This window comes from Streptomyces monticola (assembly GCF_042665355.1).
Lineage (GTDB): Bacteria > Actinomycetota > Actinomycetes > Streptomycetales > Streptomycetaceae > Streptomyces > Streptomyces monticola.
This window is the reverse complement of the sequence record NZ_JBHTCF010000024.1, coordinates 80,053-101,583: the sequence shown is the minus strand read 5'-3', so window position 1 is coordinate 101,583 and position 21,531 is coordinate 80,053. Positions and strand designations below refer to the sequence as shown.

Here is a 21,531-nt window from a genome sequence, read left to right as displayed (position 1 = left end):
GTGCGTCGTGGCTGGGCGCGCAGTTCCCCGCGCCCCTTACGGGGCACCAGTCGCGCCCGCGCGGCGGAGCCGCATATCGGCACCGCCCCGCGCCCCTATCGGGGCACGACCAGCCCCCGCTCCGCTACTCGCCCTTCGCGCCCGTCAGGCCCTGGACCCGGTTCAGCATCGACACCTGGGAGTTCGAGGTTCCCTTCGCGGGCACCTGGGCCGTCTGGCCGGCGGCGTACTCCAGGGTGACCGAGCTCTTCGCGTCGCCGCGCATCAGGGCCCGTACGTCGTCGCCGATGCGCAGGTTCAGGCCCTCCGCGGCGGTGCGCTTCTCGAAGTGGCGGGTGGAGAAGAAGACGAGCGCGCCGCCGTCCTCGGTGCGCAGGCCGGCCGGGGCGAAGTCGCCGGCGTTCTGCGACTCGTCGATGTACTGCGTGGCCAGGCCGAGGCGCTTGGCGTTCTTCTCGCGCTCGGTACGCCAGCCGGAGGTCAGCGCGCCGGGGGCGAAGGTCTCGCCGCCGTCCTTGAGGTAGGAGACGTACTCCTGGCTCAGGTCCTTCGGCGCGACGGCGAGCTTCGGGTCGTCCGCGGACACCGGCTCGGCCCAGCCGTCCTTGTCCTTCTTGAACTCCGGCATCTTGCCCGGCGCGACGAACGCCAGGTACGAGGCCTCCCACTGCTGCGCGGCACTGCCCTTGGTGAAGACCATCACCCAGCGGAACTTGCTGTTGGTGTCCTTGTTGCTGTCCGTGTCGGCGACGAACCACCGCGGCCAGCCGGCCTTCTTGGGAATGGAGAACTTGGCGTCCGTCAGCTTCAGGGGCGAGTAGCCCCCGCTCTTGCCGCCGTTCTTCTTCCGCTGGGCCGCGTCCGCCTTCAGAGCGGCCTGGTTGACCGCGCCGAACGGGCCGGTGATCCGGCTCGCGTCCGCGCCCGGATCGGCGTTCTTCTCCGCCTTGTTGTAGGCGTCCGTGAAGTCCTTCAGCGCTTCGGCGGCCTCAGCCTTGGTCGCCGACGGAACGATCTCCCGCTCCCCGTGCACCGTCACGCACCCGCTCGCCGTCACGGTCAGCACCGTCGTCAACGCTGCCGCCGCGGCCGGCCGACTCAGCCTGCTCATCGCTTGCCTTCTGCTCACTCGCTCCAACTGCCCCCACTGACGCTCGGAACCCTACCGGGGACAGGAACAGCACAAGCGTCGGGATCAGATACAGAGCCCACACCGTGACCTGGACGACCGTCGGATCCGGCTGGAAGTTGAAGATCCCCTTGAGGAGGGTCGCGTACCAGCTGTCCGGCGGGAACGACTCACTGATGTCGAAGGCCTTGTTCGTCAGGCCGGGCACGAAGCGGGCCTCCTGCAGATCGTGGAAGCCGTACGCGAGTACGCCCGCGGCCACGACGACCAGCATGCCGCCGGTCCAGGTGAAGAACTTCGCCAGATTGATCTTCAGGGCGCCGCGGTAGAACAGCCAGCCCATGACGACCGCGGTGAGCAGTCCGAGCACCGCACCGGCCAGCGGCCGCCAGCCGTCGTCGGCCGCGTCCACGGACCGCCACACGAAGAGCGAGGTCTCGATGCCCTCACGGCCCACGGCGAGGAAGGCCGTCGCGACCAGGGCGCCGGTGCCCATGGTCAGGGCGGCGTCCAGCCTGCCCTGCAGCTCGGCCTTGAGATGCCGGGCGGTGCGCCGCATCCAGAAGACCATCCACGTCACCAGGCCCACCGCGACGATGGACAGGCTCCCGCCGATCAACTCCTGTGCCTCGAAGGTGAGTTGCTGGGTACCGAACTGCAGCCCCGCGCCGAAGGCGAGGCTGATGCCGACCGCGACACCCACCCCGAGCCAGATCGGGCGCAGCGCCGCGCGGTTGTCCGTCCTGACCAGATACGCGACGAGGATGCAGACGACGAGAGAGGCTTCGAGGCCTTCGCGAAGGCCGATCAGATAGTTGGCGAACATGCCCGTCCCTCACGCCTTCCCGGTGAACAGCTCACGGCCCCACCAGGAGCCCTTGTCCGCCACCCCGGGCGGAATCGCGAAGACCGCCGAACCGACGTGCTGGATGTACTCGTTGAGCACGTCGTTGGCCGCCAGATTCTGCTGGACCGGGATGAAGGCATCGCGTACGTCGCGCTGGTACGCGAGGAAGAACAGGCCCGCGTCCAGGCGGCCCAGACCGTCGGTGCCGTCCGTGAACGAGTAGCCGCGGCGCAGCATCATCGCCCCGCCGTTGCTGTCCGGATGGGCGAGACGGACATGTGCCACCTCGGGCATGGCCTTCAGGTTCGGCTCGTCCCGTTCGTGTTTCTTGCCGTACGGGGCGCCCTCGCCCTTCGTCCGCCCGAAGATGTCCTCCTGCTCCTTGAGCGAAGTCCGGTCCCAGGTCTCGATGTTCATCCGGATCCGGCGGGCGACGAGATAGGAGCCGTCCGTCATCCACGCCGGGCCGTCCTTCTCGCTCACCCACACATGCTTGGCGAGGTTCGCGGTGTCGGTGCCGGCGATATTCCGGGTGCCGTCCTTGAAGCCCATCATGTTGCGCGGGGTCTGCGCCTCGGGCGTCGTCGAGGAGGTCTTGCCGAAGCCGAGCTGGGACCAGCGCACCGCGACCTTGCCGAAGCCGATCCGGGCGAGGTTGCGGATGGCGTGCACGGCGACCTGCGGGTCGTCGGCGCAGGCCTGTACGCACAGGTCGCCGCCGCTGCGTGCGGGGTCCAGATTGTCGCCGGGGAACTTCGGCAGATCCACAAGTGCCTTGGGGCGCTTGCTCTTCAGGCCGAACCGCCCGTCGAAAAGCGAGGGCCCGACACCGAAGGTGAGGGTGAGCCGGGACGGCTTGAGGCCGAGGGCCTCGCCGGTGTCGTCCGGCGGTGCCTCGGCGAGCCCGCCGAAGGCGCCCTCGCCGACGGCGTGCCCCGCGGTGAGCAGGGCCGCCGCGGCGGTCCACTCCTTGAGCAGCTCGACGAGCTCCCCGCGGTCCTCGGTCTTCACGTCGAAGGCCGCGAAGTGCAGCCGGTCCTGTACGGCACCGGCGATACCTGCCTGGTGCCGGCCGTGGAAGGGCACGGCCGCGCCCGAATCGGCGACCGGCGCGGTCTCGTCGCCGGTGCGCAGGGCGGTCACCGCGCCCGCTCCCGCGGCGGCGCCGAGCGCAAGGCCCGCGCCGCCGACGGTGAGCAGGGAACGCCGCGAGGGAGCGGTGGCTTTCCTGTCGTCGTCAGTCATGGTCAACCCCCAACTGGCCGGGTATCACCCGTACTTGCCGCACTTTCCGGACCCGCCCCGCTACTTGGTGACGACGGCGGCGGCGAGCTTGGAGAGCGGCTCGGCGAGCGCGTTCACGCCGTCCGAGAGCTCCTTGCGCTGGTCCTTGCCGACCTTGTCGTACGAGGTGAAGTCGTAGGAGTCCTTGTCCTCGCGGTACTGGTCGAGCAGCTTGTCGAGCGCCGCGAACTGCTTGTCGAGCTCCGCGGTGAGCTTCGGGTCGTTCTTGGCGGCGACCGGCTTGAGGAGTTCGTACGACTTCTCGGCGCCCTCGACGTTGGCCTTGAAGTCGACCAGGTCGGTGTGGGAGTAACGCTCCTCCTCGCCGGTGACCTTGCCGGTGGCGACCTCGTCGAGGAGCTCCTTGGCGCCGTTGGCCATCGAAGTCGGCGTGATCTCGGCCTCGTTGACCTTGTCCTGCCAGTCCTCGAGGTCCTTGATCAGGACGTCCGCGAGCTCCTTGTCGCGGTCGGTGAGCTTCTTGTCCTTCCACAGCGAGCGCTCGATGCGGTGCCAGCCCGTCCAGTCCTTCTCCGGGTCCTGGTCGCTCTTGAGGCCGTCCTCGCGCAGGTCGACCTTGGGGTCGATGTCACCGAAGGACTCGGCGACGGGCTCGGTGCGCTCCCAGCCGATACGGGAGGGGGCGTACGCCTTCTTGGCCGCCTCCAGGTCCCCGGCCTTGACGGCCTCGGCGAACTTCTTCGCCAGCGGCAGCGTCTCGTCGGCCTGCTGCTGTGCGTACTTGCGGTACGCGGCCACGGCCTCGTCCAGCTTCGGGTCCCGCTCGGCGGCGCTGCCGCCACCGGTCGCCTTGACCTGCTGGCGGTAGCCCTCGCCCTTCATGCCGGGCTTGCAGGCGATCTGGTAACTGCCCGCCTTCACCTCGGCGGTGACCTTCTGGCTGGTGCCCGGGCCGATGTTCTCGCGCTCGGTGACGATCCGGTCGTCCGGGTAGAGGACATAGACCTCGGTGACCTTGGATCCCTTGTTCTCCACGTCGAGCTGGATATGCCCGGCGGGGAACTCCTTCTTGGACACCTCGCAGCTGTCGTCGGCGGCGGTCACCTTGATGACGTGATCGCCACCGCCGCTCTTGGCGTCGCTCTTCTCGGTGCAGCCCGCGACGACGGCGGCGAGTGCCACTGCCGTGGCGGAGGCGAGGGTGACACGGACGGCGCGCATGCGGGCTCCAGGGCTCCAGACAGGATATGGACCAGGTGAGGTCGACCTAACTTATCTGAGCCTTACCTCAGCGCTACCCGCTCGTCCAGTGATTCGTCTCTCATGGACGGTGTATGGGCGCGGGGCGATAACGGGGCGGTTATGCGGGCGCCATGGACGGGTCAAGTTCGGGTCAAGCACGGCGGCCTTCTTCCCCAGTCCCGCCCCTTCCCGAACCTCCTCAATCGCCGGAGGGGCTGAAAATTCAGCCCCTCCGGCGATTGAGGAGCGGGGTCTGGGGCGGAGCCCCAGTTACGGGAAGGGGCGGGACTGGGGAAATCACCCGCGGAGCGGCAGCACCAGCGGCGTACCCGTACGCGGGTGCGGAACGACTTCCACCGGCTGGCGGTACACCGTGGACAGCAACCCCTCCGTGAACACCCGGCCCGGAGGGCCGTCCGCAGCCACCAACCCCCCCTCCAGCACCGCCACCCGATCCGCATACCCCGCGGCCAGCCCCAGATCGTGCAGCACGACCACCACCGCGTCCCCCGCCGCCGCCCGCTCCCGGCAGATCCGCAGGACCAGTTCCTGGTGGCGCAGGTCGAGCGCGGCCGTGGGCTCGTCGAGGAGCAGCAGCGGCGCGGTCTGGGCGAGGACGCGGGCCAGGGCCACCCGGGCCCGCTCACCGCCCGACAGCGCGGAGAAGGGCCGCGCGGCGAACTCCGTGACCTCGGTCGCCGCCATCGCCGCGGCCACCGCCACGTCGTCCTCGTCCGCCTGCTCCGTCCCGGCCCAGGGCGCCCGGCCCATCCGTACGACGTCTTCGACGGGGAAGGGGAAGGAGAGCGTCGCGGACTGCGGCAACACCGCACGCCGCAGGGCGAGTTCGGGTGCGGGCCAGTCGGACGAGGGCCGGCCGCAGATGTGCACCGTGCCGGCCGCGGCGGGCAGATCCGCCGCGAGGGCGGCCAACAGCGTGGACTTTCCCGCCCCGTTGGGGCCGACGAGCGCGAGCACCTCGCCCGCGCGGGCCGTGAGGTCGACCCCGGCCAGGACCTCGCGCGCCCCGAGCCGTACCCGCAGGCCGCGCGCCTCGGCGACCGTCTCGCCGGCGGCGAACGGCTCGGGCGGAGAAAGGCGACCCCGGGCCCCGAAGCCCCCGAAGCCCCCGAACGGAGACCTGATCATGCCCAACCTCCTTGCTTGCGCCGGGTCCTGCGCAGCAGCCAGAAGAAGAACGGGCTGCCGAAGAGCGCGGTCAGGACGCCGAGCGGCAGCTCGGCGGGCGCCGCCACCGTACGGGCCGCGAGATCCGCCGCCACCAGGATCACCGCGCCGCCGAGCGCGCTGCCGGGCACGAGGAAGCGATGGCCGGGCCCGGCCGCCATCCGCAGCAGATGCGGTACGAGCAGACCGACGAAGGTGATGATCCCGGCGACGGCCACGGCGGCGGCCGTGAGCAGCGCGACCACCAGGACGAGCGCGATCCGCAGGCGCTCGACATCCACGCCCAGGTGCCGCGCGGGCCGCTCGCCGAGAGCCAGGAGGTCCAGCTTGCGGGCGTAGAAAGGCGCCACGGCGAGCCCCGCGAGCGCGCACGGCAGCACGGCGAGCACCTTCGGCCAGGTCGCCTGGGACAGGGAGCCCAGCTGCCAGAAGGTGATCTGGGTGATCTGGGCGTTGTCGGCGAAGAAGATGAACAGGCCGATCAGGGCGCCCGCGAAGGCGTTCACGGCGATACCGGTGAGGATCAGGGTGACGACCTCCGTACGGCCGCCCGAGCGGGACAGGACGTAGACGAGCAGCACGGTCGCGAGCCCGGCGATGAACGCGCAGGCCGTCACCGTCCAGTTCCCGAAGAAGCTCAGGCCGAACGCGATCGACGCGACGGCACCGACGGCCGCGCCCGCGGAGATGCCGATGACACCGGGCTCGGCGAGCGGATTGCCGAACACGCCCTGCATCAGGGCGCCCGCACAGCCGAGCGCGCCGCCGACGAGCAGCGCGAGCGTGACGCGCGGCAGGCGTACGTTCCACAGCACGCTCTCACCGACCCGGTCGAGGGCCGTGCCGCCGAGGCCGATGCGGTGCTGCACGGAGGAGAGGACATCGGCGACCGGGATCTCGTACGCCCCGATCCCCGCGGAGAGCAGACACAGGACGAGCAGTACCGCCGTCATACCGGCGGTGAGCAGCCAGGCGGCGCTGCGGCGCCGTGGTGCCTCCGCGGGGCCTGGGGCCGGGGGAGCGGTGTCCCGTTCGGGTTCGGGCTCGGTGCGGACGCTCACTTGGCGTCTCCGTACAGCTGCCGCACCAGGGACTTGAGGACCTGGTCGGTGCGCGGGCCGTAGTTGAGGAGTACGCCGTCGTCGATGGCGACGACCCGGCGGTCCATGCCCGCCGGGGTCTCGGCGACACCGGGGATCTTGACGAGGCCCTCGATGCCGTCGACGGACTCAAGTCCCTTGCGCATCACGAGGATCGCGTCGGGGGCCGCCTTCGCGAGCGCCTCGCTGGTGATCGCCGTGAAGTCCTTCTTCAGGCCCGACTCCTTGCCGGCGTCCACCGCGTGCGCGGCCTCCAGGAGCGAACTCGCCCCGGAGTCACGGCCGCCGAGCAGATAGACGGAGGCCGAGCCGCGCAGATAGAGGAAGGCGACGCGCGGCCGGTCCCCGCCACCGGAACCGCCACCGGAACCGTCCTGCGGGATGTCCTTCTGGACGGCGGCGATACGGCTCTCGGTGCGCCGGGTCAGCTCGGCGCCCGCCTTGCCGACGCCGAGGGCGTCGGCCACCGCTTTGATGCGGGGGCCGACATCGGCGAGGCTCTTGGCGGGCTTCATGACGATGAGCGGGATGCCCGCGTCGCGTATCTGGTCGATGGCCTCGGCCGGTCCCGTGGTGGTGTCGGCGAGGACGACCGTGGGCTTCAGGGAGAGCACGCTCTCCGCCGAGACATCGTGAGCACGTGTCACCACGGGCAGGTCCTCGGCCTGTTCGAAGGTGGCGGTGATGTCCCGGGCGACCACATGCCTGCCGAGGCCGAGGGTGAAGACGATCTCGTTGAGGCTGCCGGAGAGGGGCACGATCCGGTCGGTGGACTTCACCGTCACCTTGCGGCCGTCGGCCGATTCCACGGTCACGGGGAGCTTGGGCTCCGGCTTGGTGGCCAGGGGCTCGACCCGGTCGGGCGCGGCCTTCGCCGCGGGTGCCTTCGGCTCGCCGCCGCCCGCGGCGCCACCGCCGCAGCCGGCGAGGGTGAGGCAGAGGGCGGCGGCCAGAGCGCCGGCCCACCGTTTCCTACGCACCGGGGCCACTCGAATTCCACCGTCCTGTCGTGCAGTTGCTGGTTGCCGGGTTGCTGCGGTCGTCGCCGCAGTTGCTCGGGGAGTGCTTCCTGAGGCTCGAGAGGGGTTCCCGACCAGGTCGCGCATAGTTTAGGTTAGCCTTACCTCAATAGCCAGACCCTGGAGGGGGACGGATGTTCTCGTCGAGACGTGCTGCCCGCGCGGTCGCCACCGCCGGACTCACGGCCCTGCTGGGTGCGCTGCTCCCGGTGGCCGCCGCCCATGCGGAGAGCCGCACCGTCAAGGGAGGCAGGCTCGACTGGGGCATCAAGTCCTCGTTCCAGAGCTATGTCACCGGGCCCATCGCCAAGGGCAGTTGGACCCTGCAGGGCGGGGCCGCGACCGTCGGCGGCAGCCAGTTCCGCTTCCACTCCGCGAAGGGCGCGTACGACCCGGACAGCGGCGCCTTCGACGCCGCCTTCTCCGGCGGGGTGCGCTTCACCGGCCACCGCAAGCCCGACGGCGGCAACGAGCTCGACCTCACCGTCAGCCGCCCCACCGTCCGTATATCCGGCGGTTCCGGAACGCTCTACGCGGACATGGTCAGCAAGGACAAGGGCACCGGCAAGGTCACCTCGCGCAGCCAGGTGCCGCTCGCCGCCCTCAATCTGTCCGGCGTGAACATGAAGGGCGGATCGAGCCCGATCGGCCTCAGCTCCATTCCGGCGACGCTCACTTCGCAGGGCGCCCAGGCCTTCGCCGGGTACTACACGGCCGGCACCGCGCTCGATCCGGTCAGCCTGTCCGCGGACGTGGCGGCGGGCGCGGCGTCCGGGGAGCCCTCGAAGGACCCCGCCGACGGCAAGGGCGACAAGGACGGCAAGGGCGGCGAGAAGGACAAGGGCAAGGACAAGCCCGGTGCCGGCGGGCGCATCGAGGACGCCGCCGTCGACTGGGGTGTGCGCCGCACCTTCCGCGAGTACGTCAGCGGCTCCATCGCGAAGGGCAGGTGGCAGCTGTCCGCCGGTGCCCAGGACGGCGGCGCCCTGTTCCGCTTCCCCAAGGGCTCGGGGACGTACGACGAGAAGAAGCAGCAGCTCGACGCCTCCTTCGCCGGCGCCGTCCGCTTCACCGGCAAGCACGGACTCGACATCGCCCTGAGCAAGCTCACCGTCAAGGTGCGCGACGGCAAGGGCACGCTGTCCGCGGACGTGAAGAGCCCGAAGCTCACGGCGGAGAAGACTCCCCTCGTCACCTTCGCGGCCAGGGAACTCAAGCCCGACAAGGGCCTGTTGGCCGTCACCGAGGCCCCGGCCGAACTCACCGCCGACGGCGCCAAGGCCTTCAACTCGATGTACAAGGCGGGCACCGAGATGGACCCCGTCTCGCTCGCCGTCGCCCTCACCGCCGACGCGCAGCTGCCCGCGCTGCCCGATCTGGGCTCGTCGGCGAGCCCCGCTCCCAAGCCCGACGCCTCACCCGAAACCGAGAAGGCCGCGGCCTCGTCCACCTCGCCCGCCGTCCCCGTCGGGATCGGTGTCGCGGTGCTCGTCGCCGCGGGCGCGGCCTTCGCCGTCGTACGCAAGCGGCGTACGCCCAAGGATCCTGAAGGAGAACACTGACCATGGCAGCCCTCCGCCGCCCCATAGCCCTCGCCGCCGCGACCGCCGTCGCCCTGGGCGCCACGGCTCTCGCGGTCGCAGGCCCCGCGTCCGCAGCCGAAGTCCCGCTCAAGGACTACGAACTGACCTGGGGCATCAAGGAGTCGTACCGCTCCTACGTCACCGGCATGGCGGCGGGCGAGATCAAGACCGCCGACGGTGCCGAGCAGGCCGCGGACAACGGGCCGTTCACCTTCACCAAGGGCGAAGGAACCTATGACTCCGGCAGTCATACGGTGGACCTCGCCTTCAAGGGCGGCGTCACCTTCACGTCGAAGCTGCACGGCTTCGAAGTCGCCCTGTCCGACGTGCAGTTCGACAGCGCCGCCAAGAAGGTCACGGCGGATGTCACCAAGGGCGGCAAGACCCAGCAGGACGTGCCGTTCGCCGAGGTCACCGTGGACCGGGCGATGAAGGACATGCCCACCAAGCTGACCAAGGAGGCCGACGAGGCCCTCGGCGGCGGCGGCCGCTACACCGGCGCCGACGGCGACCCGCTGACCGTCGCGCAGCACACGCCCGCGCCGAGCCCCACGGCCGAGCCGACCGACGAGCCCACGGCACCGCCGACCGGCAAGCCGACCGGGAAGCCCACCGCGACCCCCTCGGCCTCCGTGACCCCGTCGGCGTCCGCGTCCCCTTCGACGCCCTCGGCCTCCGCCCCGAAGCCCTCGTCCGGGACCGGCGCGGTCGTCGACGGCTCCCTCTCCTGGGGCCTGAAGGAATCCTTCCGCAAGTACATCGCCGCGGGCGGCGAGGTGCGGACGGCGGGCGGTGCCAAGCAGCTCTCCGGCGGTTCGGGTTATGAATTCCCGTACGCCAAGGCCGACTTGGACAGCGGCGCGAAGAAGCTCGACGCGTCCTTCGGCGGCAGTGTGCGGTTCCTGTACAAGGCGCACGGCATCGACATGAAGTTCGGTGACATCAAGGTCGAGACGAACGGCGCCAAGGGCACCCTGCTCGTCGACGTCACCACGCCCAAGGGCACCAACGACGATGTCGCCTTCGCCACGCTCGACCTGTCCAAGGCCTCCTACACGGCCAAGGACGACGTGGTCCTGCTCGACAAGGTGCCCGCGAAGTTCACGGCGGCGGGCGCCGAGCAGTTCGCCAACGAGACCACCGGCTCCATGTACAAGGCGGGCGACCCCATCGACCCGGTCACGGTCGCGCTCTCCCTGTCCGAGGGCGCGCAGCTGCCCGGCGGCGGCTCGGGTTCGGGCACCGGCGGGGGCACGGGTTCCGACGGGGGCACGACGGGCGGCGGCAGCGTCGGCGGATCCGTGGGCGGCGGCTCCGGCTCCCTCGCGGCCACCGGCTCGGACGTGCCCACGGGTGCGCTGCTCGGTGCCGCCGGTGCGGTGGTCGCCGCGGGCGCGGGCGTCGTGTACGCGGCCCGGCGCCGCGGTACGGCCTGAGCCGGCGGTCGGGCGCCGGGCCGGCGGTCGGACCTGCGCCGACTACGGCCCGGCACCCGGCCTGATGCTTCAATGCGCGGGTGACTTCGGCGACTGAACTCGATGTACTCCGCGTGTTCTGCGGACCCGACGGGCGCTACGGCAACGCGCTCGGCGTGGTCCGCGACGGGACGGCAGTGGTGGGCGAGGTGGCGCGTCAGACTCTGGCGCGTCGCCTCGGCTACAGCGAGACCGTGTTCGTCGACGACGACGAGCGCGGCGCCGTCGACATCTACACCCCCACCACGCGCCTGCCCTTCGCCGGACACCCTTGCGTCGGTACGGCCTGGCTGCTCGACCTGCCCGAACTCCGGGTCCCCGCCGGGGTGGTGGAGGCCCGCCAGGACGGTGAGTTCAGCTGGATCACGGCCAGACCGGAGTGGGCACCGGGCCGCACGCTGCGCCAGTACGCCTCGGCTCTCGACGTCGACACCCTCGTCGTACCGCCGCCCGGTGAGTGGATCTACGCCTGGGCATGGCAGGAGGAGGCCGCGGGCCGGATCCGCGCCCGTGCCTTCCCCGGCCGCGGCGACGGAATCGACGAGGACGAGGCCACGGGCGCGGCTGCCTTGCTGCTCACACGTGAGCTGGGGCGGGCCCTGAACATCAGCCAGGGCGCCGGCTCCCAGATCCTGACGGCCCCCAACCCGGACGGCTCGGTGGAGATCGGTGGCAGGGTGGTCCTGGAGTCCACGACGGTGGCGTGATGAACAGGCCGTCCGTGGGCGCCGGCTACGCGCTCAGCGGGAACTCCTCGCCCAGAGCGTGGAACACGGAAGTGTTCAGGGCGAACGCCCGCTTGCACTCGTCCACGATCCGCATCTTCTCCAGGTCGTCGACCGCCACCGCGTCGAGCAGCTCCCGGTACCCCCGCTTGAACGCCGCGGGATTCCGGATCTGCTCGAAGACATAGAACCTGACCCCGTCACCACGGCGCGCGAAGCCCCAGGTCTTCTCCGCCTTGTCGCGGATGATCTGGCCGCCGGAGAGATCGCCCAGATAGCGGGTGTAGTGGTGGGCGACATAGCCGCCCGGCCAGGTGCGCGCGCACTCCTCGACCCGGGCGGCGTACGCCGCGGTCGCGGGCAGCGGACGCACCCGCTCGCGCCAGCCGTCGTCACCGCCGTGCAGATGCGTCAGATCGCGCTCGAGCTCGGCCACGCGCATCAGCTCGGGCTGTATGAACGGGCCCGCCACGGGGTCGTTCCGCAGCCGCTGTGCGGCGTCCTCCATTGCGCGATACACGAACCAGAGCTGCTCGGTGTAGCGCGTGTACGCGTCCACACCGAGCCTGCCCCCGAGCAGGTCGCTCATGAAGGTCGAGGTCTCTGCCTCGGTGTGCGCCTCGTGCGAAGCGGTACGGATGAGCGTCGAGAACGGCGTGTCCACGGGGACCTCCGGTGCCGAAGGGGTTGGGAACCACCACTGATCCTTCTACTTAGGCATGCCTAAGTCAATGGGTTCCCGACGGCCTGTCGGTAAAACGCTATTCCCGCACCGGGTCAGGGGAGCGTAAGGATCTCCGACCCGGTGTCGGTCACCACCAGTGTGTGCTCGAACTGCGCGGTCCGCTTCCTGTCCTTGGTCACCACGGTCCAGCCGTCGTCCCACATGTCGTACTCATGCGTACCGAGCGTGAGCATCGGCTCGATGGTGAAGGTCATGCCAGGCTGCATCACGGTGGTCGCGTGCGGGCTGTCGTAGTGCGGGACGATCAGGCCCGAGTGGAAGGACGAGTTGATGCCGTGACCGGTGAAGTCACGGACGACGCCGTAGCCGAAGCGCTTGGCGTACGACTCGATCACGCGGCCGATGATGTTGATCTGGCGGCCCGGCTTGACCGCCTTGATCGCCCGCGCGGTGGCCTCGCGGGTCCGCTCCACCAGGAGCTTCGACTCCTCGTCGACGTCGCCGCACAGGTAGGTGGCGTTGTTGTCGCCGTGTACGCCGTTGATGTACGCGGTGACGTCCAGGTTCACGATGTCGCCGTCGCGCAGGACGGTCGAGTCCGGGATGCCGTGGCAGATGACCTCGTTCACCGAGGAGCACAGCGACTTCGGGAAGCCGCGGTAGCCCAGGGTGGAGGGGTAGGCGCCGTGGTCGCACATGAACTCGTGCGCCACCTCGTCCAGCTTGTCCGTGGTGACGCCCGGCGCGATGTGCTTGGCGGCCTCAGCCATCGCCTGTGCGGCGATACGGCCCGCGATCCGCATCAGCTCGATGGTCTCCGGGGTCTGCACCTCGGGCCCGGTGTACGGGGTGGGCGCGGGCTTGCCCACGTACTCGGGGCGCCGGATATTGCCGGGAACGGAACGGATGGGAGAGAGCTCCCCTGGTACGAGCAGCGACTGGCCAGACATGCCAGTGAGTGTATCCAGCGCTCTTGGGGGACGATGGCGACGGAACTTCCAACAGAGGGAGCGCGGCCATGGCCCTGTTCAAGAAGCGCACGGTCGGCAAGCCGGGGGAGTGGTTCTACTGCCTCGAGCACAAGAAGGTCGAGGAGGGCCCGGAGTGCCCGGCCAAGGACCGCTTCGGCCCCTATGCCACCCGGCAGGAGGCGGAGCGCGCCATGCAGACGGCGGCCGACCGGAACCTGGAGTGGGACACCGACCCGAAGTGGCACGACCGCGCGGGCCGTCCCGACGACACCGAGTGAGCCGCCTGCCGGGCTCTGATGCGGCTCATCACCGGTCCTGACGCGGCTCACCGCCGGGTCCTGACGCGGCTCACCGCCGGGTCCTGACGCGGCTCACCGCCGGGTCCTGACGCGGCTCACCAACGCGACGGCGGCGGCTCCGTCAGCTGATCCGCCAGGCGGGAGAGGCGGTCCCGGAACGTACGTCGGCCACGGGGCGCGGGGGCGGGCAGGGAATTCTCCCCCGCCGCCGCGCTCACCAGGTGCTGCACGGTGTCCAGGTCGAGATCGGGTGAATCGGGCCCCTCGGGCACCGTCAGCGCCTCATGGGCCAGCGCGTTCAGGTCGTGGTCGCCGGCGTCGAGGGCCAGGACCGTCGCCCCGGCGCGACGGGCGTCGTGCACACGCTCCAGGAGGCCCGCGCCCGGGTCCTGCGGCGCCACCACGAGCAGTGTCTCGCCGCGCCGTGCCGCCTCGATCCGGCCGAGGCCCACCGACAGATGCGCGGGGTCGCCGGGGTGCACCTGATGGCGCACCAGCGTCGGTGTCAGCTCGGGTGTGCCCGACCACGCGGCCTCGTCGACGAGGTGCGCCGCCAGATGCCACGGCTCGTACTGCCGGGTGCCCACCAGGAGCAGCCCGCCGCCGTGCGGCACCACGGAGGTGCGCAGCGTGCCGGCGAAACGGCGGGTGGCGCGGGGCCACTCCGTTCCGGCGAGCACTTCGCGAAGGAGCGCGACCCTTACGGCGTCCATGGCCGCATCCTGCCTCCGGCGCACGCCCCATGCCCGCCGGTTCGGTCAACTCGTGGGCGTGGAGCCCGAAACGGGTCCCTCCGCGAGCGGCCTGCCCGTACGCCTGTGTGGTTCTCGTACGGCGGGCCGCCGCCTGCGAGTCGCCGTGCAACCGGGCCGCGGAACCCTCGTGTTGAGGTCGCGTTCACCTCGATTTCGGCCGGACTCGCGACAGTTGGTGGCCGTTCGGCGGCCCGCGGAGCACGTTCCGTACTGAACACCCCCGGCCCAGGAGGCAACCGTGAGCGAGACTTCAGTGCCGTTCCGCGCGGGGCGCGAAGGGTATGCCAGCTTCCGGATCCCCGCCGTGGTGGTCAGCGGGCGCGGCACCGTCCTGGCCTTCTGCGAGGGGCGCGTGGGCTCGCAGGAGGACTTCGGCAATATCGACATCGTCCTCAAGCGCTCCACGGACGGCGGCCGCACCTGGGGCCCGCTCCAGGTCGCCGCGCAGCACGGCACGAACCTCGCCGGCAACCCCGCCCCGGTCGTCCTCGACACCGGCCGCATCCTCCTCGTGCATGTACGCAACGCCGCCTCCGCCACCGAGGACCGGATCCGCCGCGGTCTGGTCGCCGCCGCCGACGGCCGCCGGATCTGGGTCACCCACAGCGACGACGACGGGGCCACCTGGTCCTCGCCGCGCGAGATCACCAGCCAGGTGAAAAGGGCGAGTTGGCGCTGGTACGCCACCACACCAGGACACGGTCTGCAGCTCAGTGGCGGCGGCCGGGTCGTGGTCCCCGCGAACCACTCGCTGCCGCCCACAGGCTCCGACAGCGGGACCGAGGGCAAGTACAACGGCGGTCACAGCCTGCTCAGCGACGACCGCGGCCAGACCTGGCGGATCGGCTACGTCGACGACAACACCGACGGCTACATCAACGTCAACGAGACCACCGCCGCCGAACTGCCCGACGGGCGGCTCTACTTCAACACCCGCAACGACTCGCCGGCCCCCGGCACCCGCGCCGACGCCCACTCCGCGGACCGCGGCGCGAGCCTCATCAAACCCTTCCGCCCGCAGGCGGGCCTCACGGGACCCGTCGTCGAGGGCGCGCTGCTGCAGCTCCCCGGCGGCGGGCCGCTGCTGTTCTCCGGGCCCGCGGACCCCGGTTTCCGAGCCCTGATGACGCTGCGCGCCTCGGCCGACGCGGGGGTGACCTGGCGGGTGGCGCACACGGTCGACGGCCTGCCCGCCGCGTACTCCGACCTCGTGCTCACGGACCCGGGCACCGTGGGCCTGCTGTACGAGACGGGGGACTTCAGCGCCTACGAGACGATCACGTTCCGCAGGGTTCCAATAGCAGCGCTCAGCTGAAATCGACAGCGCTTTACCGGCGAGTATCGTCACCGTATGACTTCCTCTGATGACGTGACGAAGCCCAAGCCGCCCGCCAAGGACCCCTGGGCACTCCCGGATGTGTCCGGCCTGGTGGTCGGCGTCCTCGGCGGCACCGGCGACCAGGGCCGCGGCCTGGCCTACCGGCTCGCCCGCGCCGGGCAGAAGGTGATCATCGGCTCCCGTGCCGCAGAGCGCGCCGAGACCGCCGCCGCTGAACTCGGCCTCGGCGTCGAGGGCGCCGACAACGCCGAGTGCGCCCGCCGCAGCGACATCGTGATCGTCGCCGTGCCGTGGGAAGGCCACGCCAAGACCCTCGAGTCGCTGGGCGAGGAACTGCGCGGCAAGCTCGTCGTGGACTGCGTCAATCCGCTGGGCTTCGACAAGAAGGGCGCCTACGCCCTCAAGCCCGACGAGGGCAGCGCCGCCGAGCAGGCCGCCGCCCTGCTGCCGGAATCCCGGGTCACCGCGGCCTTCCACCATCTGTCGGCGGTGCTGCTCCAGGACGAGGCCGTCGAGGAGATCGACACCGATGTGATGGTGCTCGGGGAGTCCCGCGCGGACACGGACATGGTGCAGGCGCTGGCGGGCCGTATCCCCGGCATGCGCGGGGTGTTCGCCGGCCGGCTGCGCAATGCCCACCAGGTGGAGTCCCTGGTCGCGAACCTGATCTCGGTGAACCGCCGCTACAAGGCACACGCGGGCCTGCGCGTCACCGACGTATGACCGACCGGACGGCGTGACCGTCCGAGCGCCCGACCGCCGACGAGTGCAAGCGGGACATGGGGGACACTTGTCCGGAACACCCCAGCCGAACAGGAGCCGACCCCATGCCCCGCCTCGCTCTGTACGCCCTCGTCGTCTGCGTCCTCGCCGTGGCCGCTGCCGTGGTGTCCTTCGTCCAGGGCAGCTGGCTGGGAATCATCTGGGTCCTGCTCGCGGGGCTCTCCTCCAACATGACCTGGTACTACCTGCGCAAGGCGAAGGCCGAGCGGAAGAGCACCCCGGTCACGGGCTGACGGCCGCCGTCACCTGCTGACGCACAGCGGGTTGTCCGCCTGCCAGAAGCGGTACAGGTTCTGGCCGCAGTACGACTCCAGCTCCTCGATGCCGAGGCCGCGCAGGATCGCGTGGATGGCGTCGAAGAACCAGATGTTCACCTCGGGGATCCACAGGATGCCGAACACCGCGAGCAGCCCGAACGGTGCGAACGGCTCCACCTGACGACGGATCCGGTACGAGAGCCAGGGCTCGAGCACGCCGTAGCCGTCGAGGCCCGGGATCGGCAGGAAGTTCAGGAGCGCGGCCGTCACCTGCAGCAGCGCCAGGAACGCGAGCGCGTACCGGAACGTGGGCGGCACTCCCTGCAGTGCGTCCAGCCAGAACGGGGCCGTGCACACCACCGCGAACAGCACGTTCGTCAGCGGGCCCGCCGCCGAGATGAGGCTGTGCTTCCAGCGGCCCCGGATGCGGCCCCGCTCGATGAACACGGCGCCGCCCGGCAGGCCGATCCCGCCCATGATCACGAAGAGCACGGGCAGCACGATGCTCAGCAGGGCGTGCGTGTACTTCAGCGGGTTGAGCGTCAGATAACCCTTCGCGCCCACCGAGATGTCGCCGCTGTGCAGGGCGGTGCGTGCGTGCGCGTACTCGTGCAGACAGAGCGAGACGATCCACGCGCCGGTGACGAACAGGAACACCGCGAGCCCCGTGTTGTCCGCGAAGCCCGTCCAGACGGCCCATCCGGCGACCGCCGTGACGGCGGCGATCCCGAGGAAGACCGGGCTGATACGCCGGTCGCTGCGCTTGATGGCGGTGGTCATGCGGCAGTGGCTCCAGGGGGTGGGCAGTGCGTGCGGATCGACCGTACCGGTGATGCACCAAAGGGGCGCGGAGAACGACGCGACACCAGCCAGGTCAGACCGGTGCCTCCAAAGGGGCGCGGGGAACTGCGCGAGGTCAGCCACGTACGGCCTGCGGGTTAGGGCTGAGGGTTTCGGATAGGGGCGCGGGGAACTGCGCGAGGTCAGCCACGTGCTGCCCGCGGGTCAGGGCTGAGGGTGAGGGGTGGTAGCCCCGAAGGGGGCGCGGGGAACTGCGCGCGGTCAGCCACGTACGGCCTGCGGGTTAGGGCTGAGGGTTTTGGATAGGGGCGCGGGGAACTGCGCGAGGTCAGCCACGTACGGCCTGCGGGTTAGGGCTGAGGGTTTCGGATAGGGGCGCGGGGAACTGCGCGAGGTCAGCCACGTGCTGCCCGCGGGTCAGGGCTGAGGGTGAGGGGTGGTAGCCCCGAAGGGGGCGCGGGGAACTGCGCGCGGTCAGCCACGGACGGCCTGCAGGTCAGGGCTGGGGGTCACGGGTGGTAGCTCCGAAAGCAGGCGCGGGGAACTGCGCGACGTCAGCCACGTACGGCCCGCAGGCACCAGTGGGCAGGCCAGAGTCTCCCCGCCCCCCGCGCTCCGGGGACAATGGGTGCCGTGCGGTACTCGATCCTCGGCATCACCCAGGCGCTGCGCGCCGACGGCAGCCCCGTCCCCGTCGGCGGCGCGCGACTGCGTGCGCTGCTCACCGTGCTGGCGCTGCGCGCGGGACGCACGGTCCCCGTCGGCCAGCTGGTCGCCGAGGTGTGGGACGGCGACCCGCCCGCGGACGCCAACGGCGCGCTGCAGGCGCTCGTGGGCCGCCTGCGCCGCTCACTCGGGCACGAGGCGGTCGCGTCCGCCGACGGCGGCGGCTACCGGCTGACCGCCACCGCGGACGACGTGGACGCCCACCGCTTCGAGCGGCTCGCCGCGGGAGGCGCGCGGGCGCTCGCGGACGGCGACCCGGCCACGGCCCGCGCCCTCCTCGACGACGCCCTCGCCCTGTGGCGCGGCCCCGCACTCGCCGACCTGCCCGACCGCGCCACCGAGGCCGCCCGGCTGACCGCCCGCCGCCTCGACGCGCGTCGCGCCCGCCTCACCGCGGGCCTGGCCCTCGGCGAGGCCGAGCGGATACTCCCCGAACTGGCCGCCCTGTGCGACGCCCACCCCCTCGACGAGCCGCTGCAGGCCCTGCGCCTGCGCGCGCTGCGGGACGCGGGCCGCCCGGCGGAGGCCCTGGCCGCGTACGAGAAGGTGCGCAGCGCTCTCGCGGCGCGGCTCGGCGCCGACCCGGGGACCGAACTGCGCGCCCTGCACGCGGAGTTGCTCAACCAGGAGACCCACGGCCCGTACCGCACTTCCGCAGACCGCACCCCCGTAGACCGCACTCCCGTAGACCGCGCCCCGGCGGGCCGCGCCCCGGCGGGCCGCGCCCCGGCGGAAACCGCGTCCGCCCCCGGCAACCTCCGTACCCGCCTCACCAGCTTCGTCGGCCGCGAGGCGGACATCGAGGCCATCCGTGAAGACCTGACCGGCGCCCGCCTCGTCACCCTCCTCGGCCCCGGAGGCGCCGGCAAGACCCGGCTCTCGCAGGAGGCCGCCGAGACCCTCGCGGGCACGGACCGCGCACCGGACGGCGTATGGCTCGCCGAACTCGCGCCCGTGGACGCCGCCGCCGACCCGGACGCCGTCCCCGAAGCCGTGCTCACCGCACTCGGTGCCCGCAGGACCGTGCTGTACGGCGCGGGCGCCGAGCAGGCGCGCGCCGCCGACGACCCCCTGGCGCGCCTGACCGAGCACTGCGCGCCCCGCCGCATGCTGCTCGTCCTGGACAACTGCGAGCACGTCGTGGAACCGGCGGCCCGCGTCGTCGACCACCTTCTGGCCCACTGCCCCGGCCTGACGATCCTCGCCACCAGCCGTGAACCCCTGGGCGTGCCGGGCGAGTTGGTGCGCCCCCTGGAGCCGCTGCCGGAGCCGGTGGCGCTGCGCCTGCTCGCCGACCGGGGCGCCGCCGCACGGCCCGGCTTCCGTACCGACTCCGACGCGGAGACCGCGGCGGCCTGCGCCGAGATCTGCCGCCGCCTCGACGGTCTGCCCCTGGCCATCGAACTGGCCGCCGCCCGGCTTCGCTCGCTCACCGCGCACCAGATCGCCGAGCGGCTCGACGACCGCTTCCGGCTGCTCACCTCGGGCAGCCGCATCGTGCTGCCCCGGCAGCAGACCCTGCGTGCGGTCGTCGACTGGTCCTGGGACCTCCTCGACGAGGCGGAGCGTGCCGTCCTGCGGCGGCTCTCCGTCTTCGCGGGCGGCTGCGAACTGGACGCCGCGGAAGCCGTCTGCGCGGGCGCGCCCACGACGCCCGCGGCGGCCGCCGAGACATCCGGTGCCGAGCCGGCCTGCACCCTCGGCCTGCATGTCGACCGCCGCGACATCACCGACCTGATCGGCTCCCTGGTCGACAAGTCCCTTGTGGTGGCGGCCCCTTCGGCGGGCGGCGTGATGCGCTACCGGCTCCTGGAGACCGTCGCCGAGTACGCCGGTGAGCGCCTGGACGGTGCGGGCGACCGCGCCGCCGCCGAGCGGGCGCACCTGGTGCACTACCGGGAGCTGGCCCGCCGGGCCGACCCGGAGCTGCGCGGCGCCGGGCAGCGGGCCGCGATCGAGCGGATCGAGATCGAGTACGAGAATCTGCGCACCGCGCTGCGCCGGGCGACCGGCGCGGGCGACGAGCACGAATCGCTGTGCCTGGTGCTCTCGCTGTGCTGGTACTGGGAGATGCGCGATCTGCGCAGCGAGTCCCGGCACTGGTCGACGCTGGCCGGCGCACTCGGCCCCGACCCGTTCGTACCGCCCGTCGAGCCCGCACCGCCGCTGATCGAACGGTGCACCGCCAAGCCGCCGCCCATGGCCCCCGACCAGCTGGCCGAGGCCCGGCGCGGAGCGCAGCTGATCCGGCTCGCCTCCATGGACCACACCAAGGACGAATGGTCGCTGCCGGAGAACATGGAGCGCCTGCACGGCATCGTCGCCACCTACCGGCCCGGACTGCCGCAGACCTGTCGTACGCCGGGCTCCTTCTGGTTCTTCGCGGTGCTGCTCACCGGCGCGGCGGGCGGCATACGCCCCATCCTCGACCGGACGGTCGCGGCCTGCCGGGAGCTCGGTGACGACTACCGCTGGGAGCTGGCCGCCGCCCTGCAGATGCGCGCCAACGTCCTCGCCAACCGCAGCGACTGGTCCGGCGACGCCGACCGGGACGCCGACGAGGCGCTGCGGATCTTCGGTGAGCTCGGTGACGTCTGGGGGACGGCCGAGTCGCTGTCCGCGCGGGGCGAGGCCCGGGAGCGGCGCGGTGAATTCGCCCGCGCGGGCGAGGACTTCCACGCCGCCATCGGGCACGCCGAGGCGCTCGGCGCGCCCACACAGGTCGCGGTACTCAAGGCGCGCTACGCCGGCGCCCTCCTGGAGTGCGGCGAGGCCGACGAGGGGGAGCGAATCCTGCGCTCGGTGATCGCCGACGACGGGCACACCGCGGGCAGCGAGGCACTGCCCGCGGCCCGGCTCTATCTGTCGCTCTGGCTCGGCCGCACCGGCCGCCGTGACGAGGCCAGGAAGCAACTCGCCCTGCTGCGCGCCCAGTTCAGCTCGGGCCCGGCGGTTATGTTCGAGGGTTTCACGCGCGGTGTCCTCGCCTGGCTCGACAATCAGGACGGCCGTCACGACGAGGCTCTCGGCCATGTGCGAGCGGCACTGGAACGGGCCGGTGACCCGCTGTCCCGGGTGATCGCGCCGCAGATGCCCGCGGTCCATCTGGCCACCGCGGCCTGGGCGTTGGCCGGCAGCGATCCGCGCCGGGCCGAGGCCGCCGCACAGCTGCTCGGCGCCTCGGCCGCGCTGCTTCCCGAGGGGCACTTCGCCCCGCCGCAGGAGCGGGAGGTGCGGGCGGCGGCCGAGGCCACGATACGTTCGCTCCTCGACGGCGAGGCGTACGAGCGCGCGTACGCAAAAGGCGGCGGCCTCTCCTTGGAGGAGGCCACCGCCCTGCTCTGACCCGAAAGCCGCCGCGG

Annotated in this window: 19 protein-coding genes; 8 read left to right on the top strand and 11 right to left on the bottom strand. The window is 71.6% G+C overall.

From position 1 onward, the window contains the following. Positions 1–124: 124 nt before the first annotated feature. The 7 genes from ACFQVC_RS36905 to ACFQVC_RS36875 form a co-directional block, all read right to left on the bottom strand. On the bottom strand, positions 125–1,102 hold the full coding sequence (locus ACFQVC_RS36905) for an SCO2278 family lipoprotein (protein ID WP_381839120.1): 978 nt from the start codon (positions 1,100–1,102) through the stop codon (positions 125–127). Beyond that, entirely contained in the window at positions 990–1,955 is a 966-nt protein-coding gene (gene efeU, locus ACFQVC_RS36900) for an iron uptake transporter permease EfeU (RefSeq protein WP_381839048.1), read from the bottom strand. The genes ACFQVC_RS36905 and efeU overlap by 113 nt, the downstream gene beginning before the upstream one ends. 9 nt (positions 1,956–1,964) lie before the next feature. Then, a complete protein-coding gene (gene efeB / locus ACFQVC_RS36895; RefSeq protein WP_381839045.1) occupies positions 1,965–3,221 on the bottom strand; it encodes an iron uptake transporter deferrochelatase/peroxidase subunit in 1,257 nt (418 codons plus the stop codon). Positions 3,222–3,281: 60 nt separating this feature from the next. Next, a complete protein-coding gene (gene efeO / locus ACFQVC_RS36890; RefSeq protein WP_381839042.1) occupies positions 3,282–4,442 on the bottom strand; it encodes an iron uptake system protein EfeO in 1,161 nt (386 codons plus the stop codon). A 318-nt stretch (positions 4,443–4,760) separates the two neighbouring features. After that, positions 4,761–5,612, bottom strand: coding sequence for a heme ABC transporter ATP-binding protein (locus tag ACFQVC_RS36885; protein ID WP_381839039.1), 852 nt, complete (start codon positions 5,610–5,612; stop codon positions 4,761–4,763). Beyond that, complete coding sequence (locus ACFQVC_RS36880) at positions 5,609–6,712, bottom strand: FecCD family ABC transporter permease (protein ID WP_381839036.1); 1,104 nt, start codon at positions 6,710–6,712, stop codon at positions 5,609–5,611. Before ACFQVC_RS36880 ends, ACFQVC_RS36885 begins: the two co-directional genes overlap by 4 nt. Beyond that, complete coding sequence (locus ACFQVC_RS36875; RefSeq protein ID WP_381839033.1) at positions 6,709–7,740, bottom strand: heme/hemin ABC transporter substrate-binding protein; 1,032 nt, start codon at positions 7,738–7,740, stop codon at positions 6,709–6,711. Before ACFQVC_RS36875 ends, ACFQVC_RS36880 begins: the two co-directional genes overlap by 4 nt. A gap of 164 nt (positions 7,741–7,904) precedes the next feature. On the opposite strand from ACFQVC_RS36875, the gene ACFQVC_RS36870 reads away from it, so the two are divergent. From ACFQVC_RS36870 to ACFQVC_RS36860, 3 genes are all read left to right on the top strand, one after another. Next, complete coding sequence (locus ACFQVC_RS36870) at positions 7,905–9,332, top strand: HtaA domain-containing protein (protein WP_381839030.1); 1,428 nt, start codon at positions 7,905–7,907, stop codon at positions 9,330–9,332. A 2-nt stretch (positions 9,333–9,334) separates the two neighbouring features. Continuing rightward, positions 9,335–10,789 (top strand): HtaA domain-containing protein, encoded by a 1,455-nt coding sequence (locus ACFQVC_RS36865; RefSeq protein WP_381839027.1) that lies wholly within the window; start codon positions 9,335–9,337, stop codon positions 10,787–10,789. An 80-nt stretch (positions 10,790–10,869) separates the two neighbouring features. Continuing rightward, positions 10,870–11,535 (top strand): PhzF family phenazine biosynthesis protein, encoded by a 666-nt coding sequence (locus ACFQVC_RS36860; protein ID WP_381839024.1) that lies wholly within the window; start codon positions 10,870–10,872, stop codon positions 11,533–11,535. Between the two features lie 25 nt (positions 11,536–11,560). Here the strand turns inward: ACFQVC_RS36860 and ACFQVC_RS36855 are convergent, their stop codons facing one another. Both ACFQVC_RS36855 and map read right to left on the bottom strand, forming a co-directional pair. Continuing rightward, the gene (locus ACFQVC_RS36855) at positions 11,561–12,217 is read right to left on the bottom strand and encodes a biliverdin-producing heme oxygenase (RefSeq protein ID WP_381839021.1); all 657 of its coding nucleotides are present in this window, start codon (positions 12,215–12,217) and stop codon (positions 11,561–11,563) included. Positions 12,218–12,330: 113 nt separating this feature from the next. After that, on the bottom strand, positions 12,331–13,188 hold the full coding sequence (gene map / locus ACFQVC_RS36850; protein ID WP_381839018.1) for a type I methionyl aminopeptidase: 858 nt from the start codon (positions 13,186–13,188) through the stop codon (positions 12,331–12,333). Between the two features lie 68 nt (positions 13,189–13,256). Here map and ACFQVC_RS36845 point away from each other — a divergent pair, with 68 nt between their 5' ends. Beyond that, positions 13,257–13,487, top strand: a complete 231-nt coding sequence (locus tag ACFQVC_RS36845) for a hypothetical protein (RefSeq protein WP_381839015.1) — start codon at positions 13,257–13,259, stop codon at positions 13,485–13,487. A 116-nt stretch (positions 13,488–13,603) separates the two neighbouring features. On the opposite strand, the gene ACFQVC_RS36840 is transcribed toward ACFQVC_RS36845, so the two are convergent. Next, entirely contained in the window at positions 13,604–14,221 is a 618-nt protein-coding gene (locus tag ACFQVC_RS36840) for a hypothetical protein (protein ID WP_381839012.1), read from the bottom strand. A gap of 280 nt (positions 14,222–14,501) precedes the next feature. On the opposite strand from ACFQVC_RS36840, the gene ACFQVC_RS36835 reads away from it, so the two are divergent. The 3 genes from ACFQVC_RS36835 to ACFQVC_RS36825 all read left to right on the top strand — a co-directional run bounded on the left by ACFQVC_RS36835 (position 14,502) and on the right by ACFQVC_RS36825 (position 16,618). Next, positions 14,502–15,578: a sialidase family protein gene (locus ACFQVC_RS36835; protein ID WP_381839009.1), complete on the top strand. Its 1,077-nt coding sequence runs from the start codon at positions 14,502–14,504 to the stop codon at positions 15,576–15,578. 36 nt (positions 15,579–15,614) lie between these two features. After that, complete coding sequence (gene npdG / locus ACFQVC_RS36830; protein WP_381839006.1) at positions 15,615–16,325, top strand: NADPH-dependent F420 reductase; 711 nt, start codon at positions 15,615–15,617, stop codon at positions 16,323–16,325. Positions 16,326–16,429: 104 nt separating this feature from the next. Then, the gene (locus ACFQVC_RS36825) at positions 16,430–16,618 is read left to right on the top strand and encodes a hypothetical protein (RefSeq protein WP_381839003.1); all 189 of its coding nucleotides are present in this window, start codon (positions 16,430–16,432) and stop codon (positions 16,616–16,618) included. Between the two features lie 9 nt (positions 16,619–16,627). On the opposite strand, the gene ACFQVC_RS36820 is transcribed toward ACFQVC_RS36825, so the two are convergent. Beyond that, positions 16,628–17,422, bottom strand: a complete 795-nt coding sequence (locus ACFQVC_RS36820) for a site-2 protease family protein (RefSeq protein WP_381839000.1) — start codon at positions 17,420–17,422, stop codon at positions 16,628–16,630. 645 nt (positions 17,423–18,067) lie between these two features. Here ACFQVC_RS36820 and ACFQVC_RS36815 point away from each other — a divergent pair. After that, positions 18,068–21,514, top strand: a complete 3,447-nt coding sequence (locus tag ACFQVC_RS36815; RefSeq protein ID WP_381838997.1) for an AfsR/SARP family transcriptional regulator — start codon at positions 18,068–18,070, stop codon at positions 21,512–21,514. The last annotated feature ends 17 nt before the right edge of the window (positions 21,515–21,531 follow it).

Bases quoted from the DNA above. Each gene is read 5' to 3' on its own strand.
- efeU (WP_381839048.1), bottom strand. From the start codon at position 1,955: ATGTTCGCCAACTATCTGATCGGCCTTCGCGAAGGCCTCGAAGCCTCT.
- efeB (WP_381839045.1), bottom strand. From the start codon at position 3,221: ATGACTGACGACGACAGGAAAGCCACCGCTCCCTCGCGGCGTTCCCTG.
- efeO (WP_381839042.1), bottom strand. From the start codon at position 4,442: ATGCGCGCCGTCCGTGTCACCCTCGCCTCCGCCACGGCAGTGGCACTC.
- ACFQVC_RS36885 (WP_381839039.1), bottom strand. From the start codon at position 5,612: ATGATCAGGTCTCCGTTCGGGGGCTTCGGGGGCTTCGGGGCCCGGGGT.
- ACFQVC_RS36870 (WP_381839030.1), top strand. From the start codon at position 7,905: ATGTTCTCGTCGAGACGTGCTGCCCGCGCGGTCGCCACCGCCGGACTC.
- ACFQVC_RS36865 (WP_381839027.1), top strand. From the start codon at position 9,335: ATGGCAGCCCTCCGCCGCCCCATAGCCCTCGCCGCCGCGACCGCCGTC.
- map (WP_381839018.1), bottom strand. From the start codon at position 13,188: ATGTCTGGCCAGTCGCTGCTCGTACCAGGGGAGCTCTCTCCCATCCGT.
- ACFQVC_RS36845 (WP_381839015.1), top strand. From the start codon at position 13,257: ATGGCCCTGTTCAAGAAGCGCACGGTCGGCAAGCCGGGGGAGTGGTTC.
- ACFQVC_RS36840 (WP_381839012.1), bottom strand. From the start codon at position 14,221: ATGGACGCCGTAAGGGTCGCGCTCCTTCGCGAAGTGCTCGCCGGAACG.
- npdG (WP_381839006.1), top strand. From the start codon at position 15,615: ATGACTTCCTCTGATGACGTGACGAAGCCCAAGCCGCCCGCCAAGGAC.
- ACFQVC_RS36825 (WP_381839003.1), top strand. From the start codon at position 16,430: ATGCCCCGCCTCGCTCTGTACGCCCTCGTCGTCTGCGTCCTCGCCGTG.
- ACFQVC_RS36820 (WP_381839000.1), bottom strand. From the start codon at position 17,422: ATGACCACCGCCATCAAGCGCAGCGACCGGCGTATCAGCCCGGTCTTC.
- ACFQVC_RS36815 (WP_381838997.1), top strand. From the start codon at position 18,068: ATGGGTGCCGTGCGGTACTCGATCCTCGGCATCACCCAGGCGCTGCGC.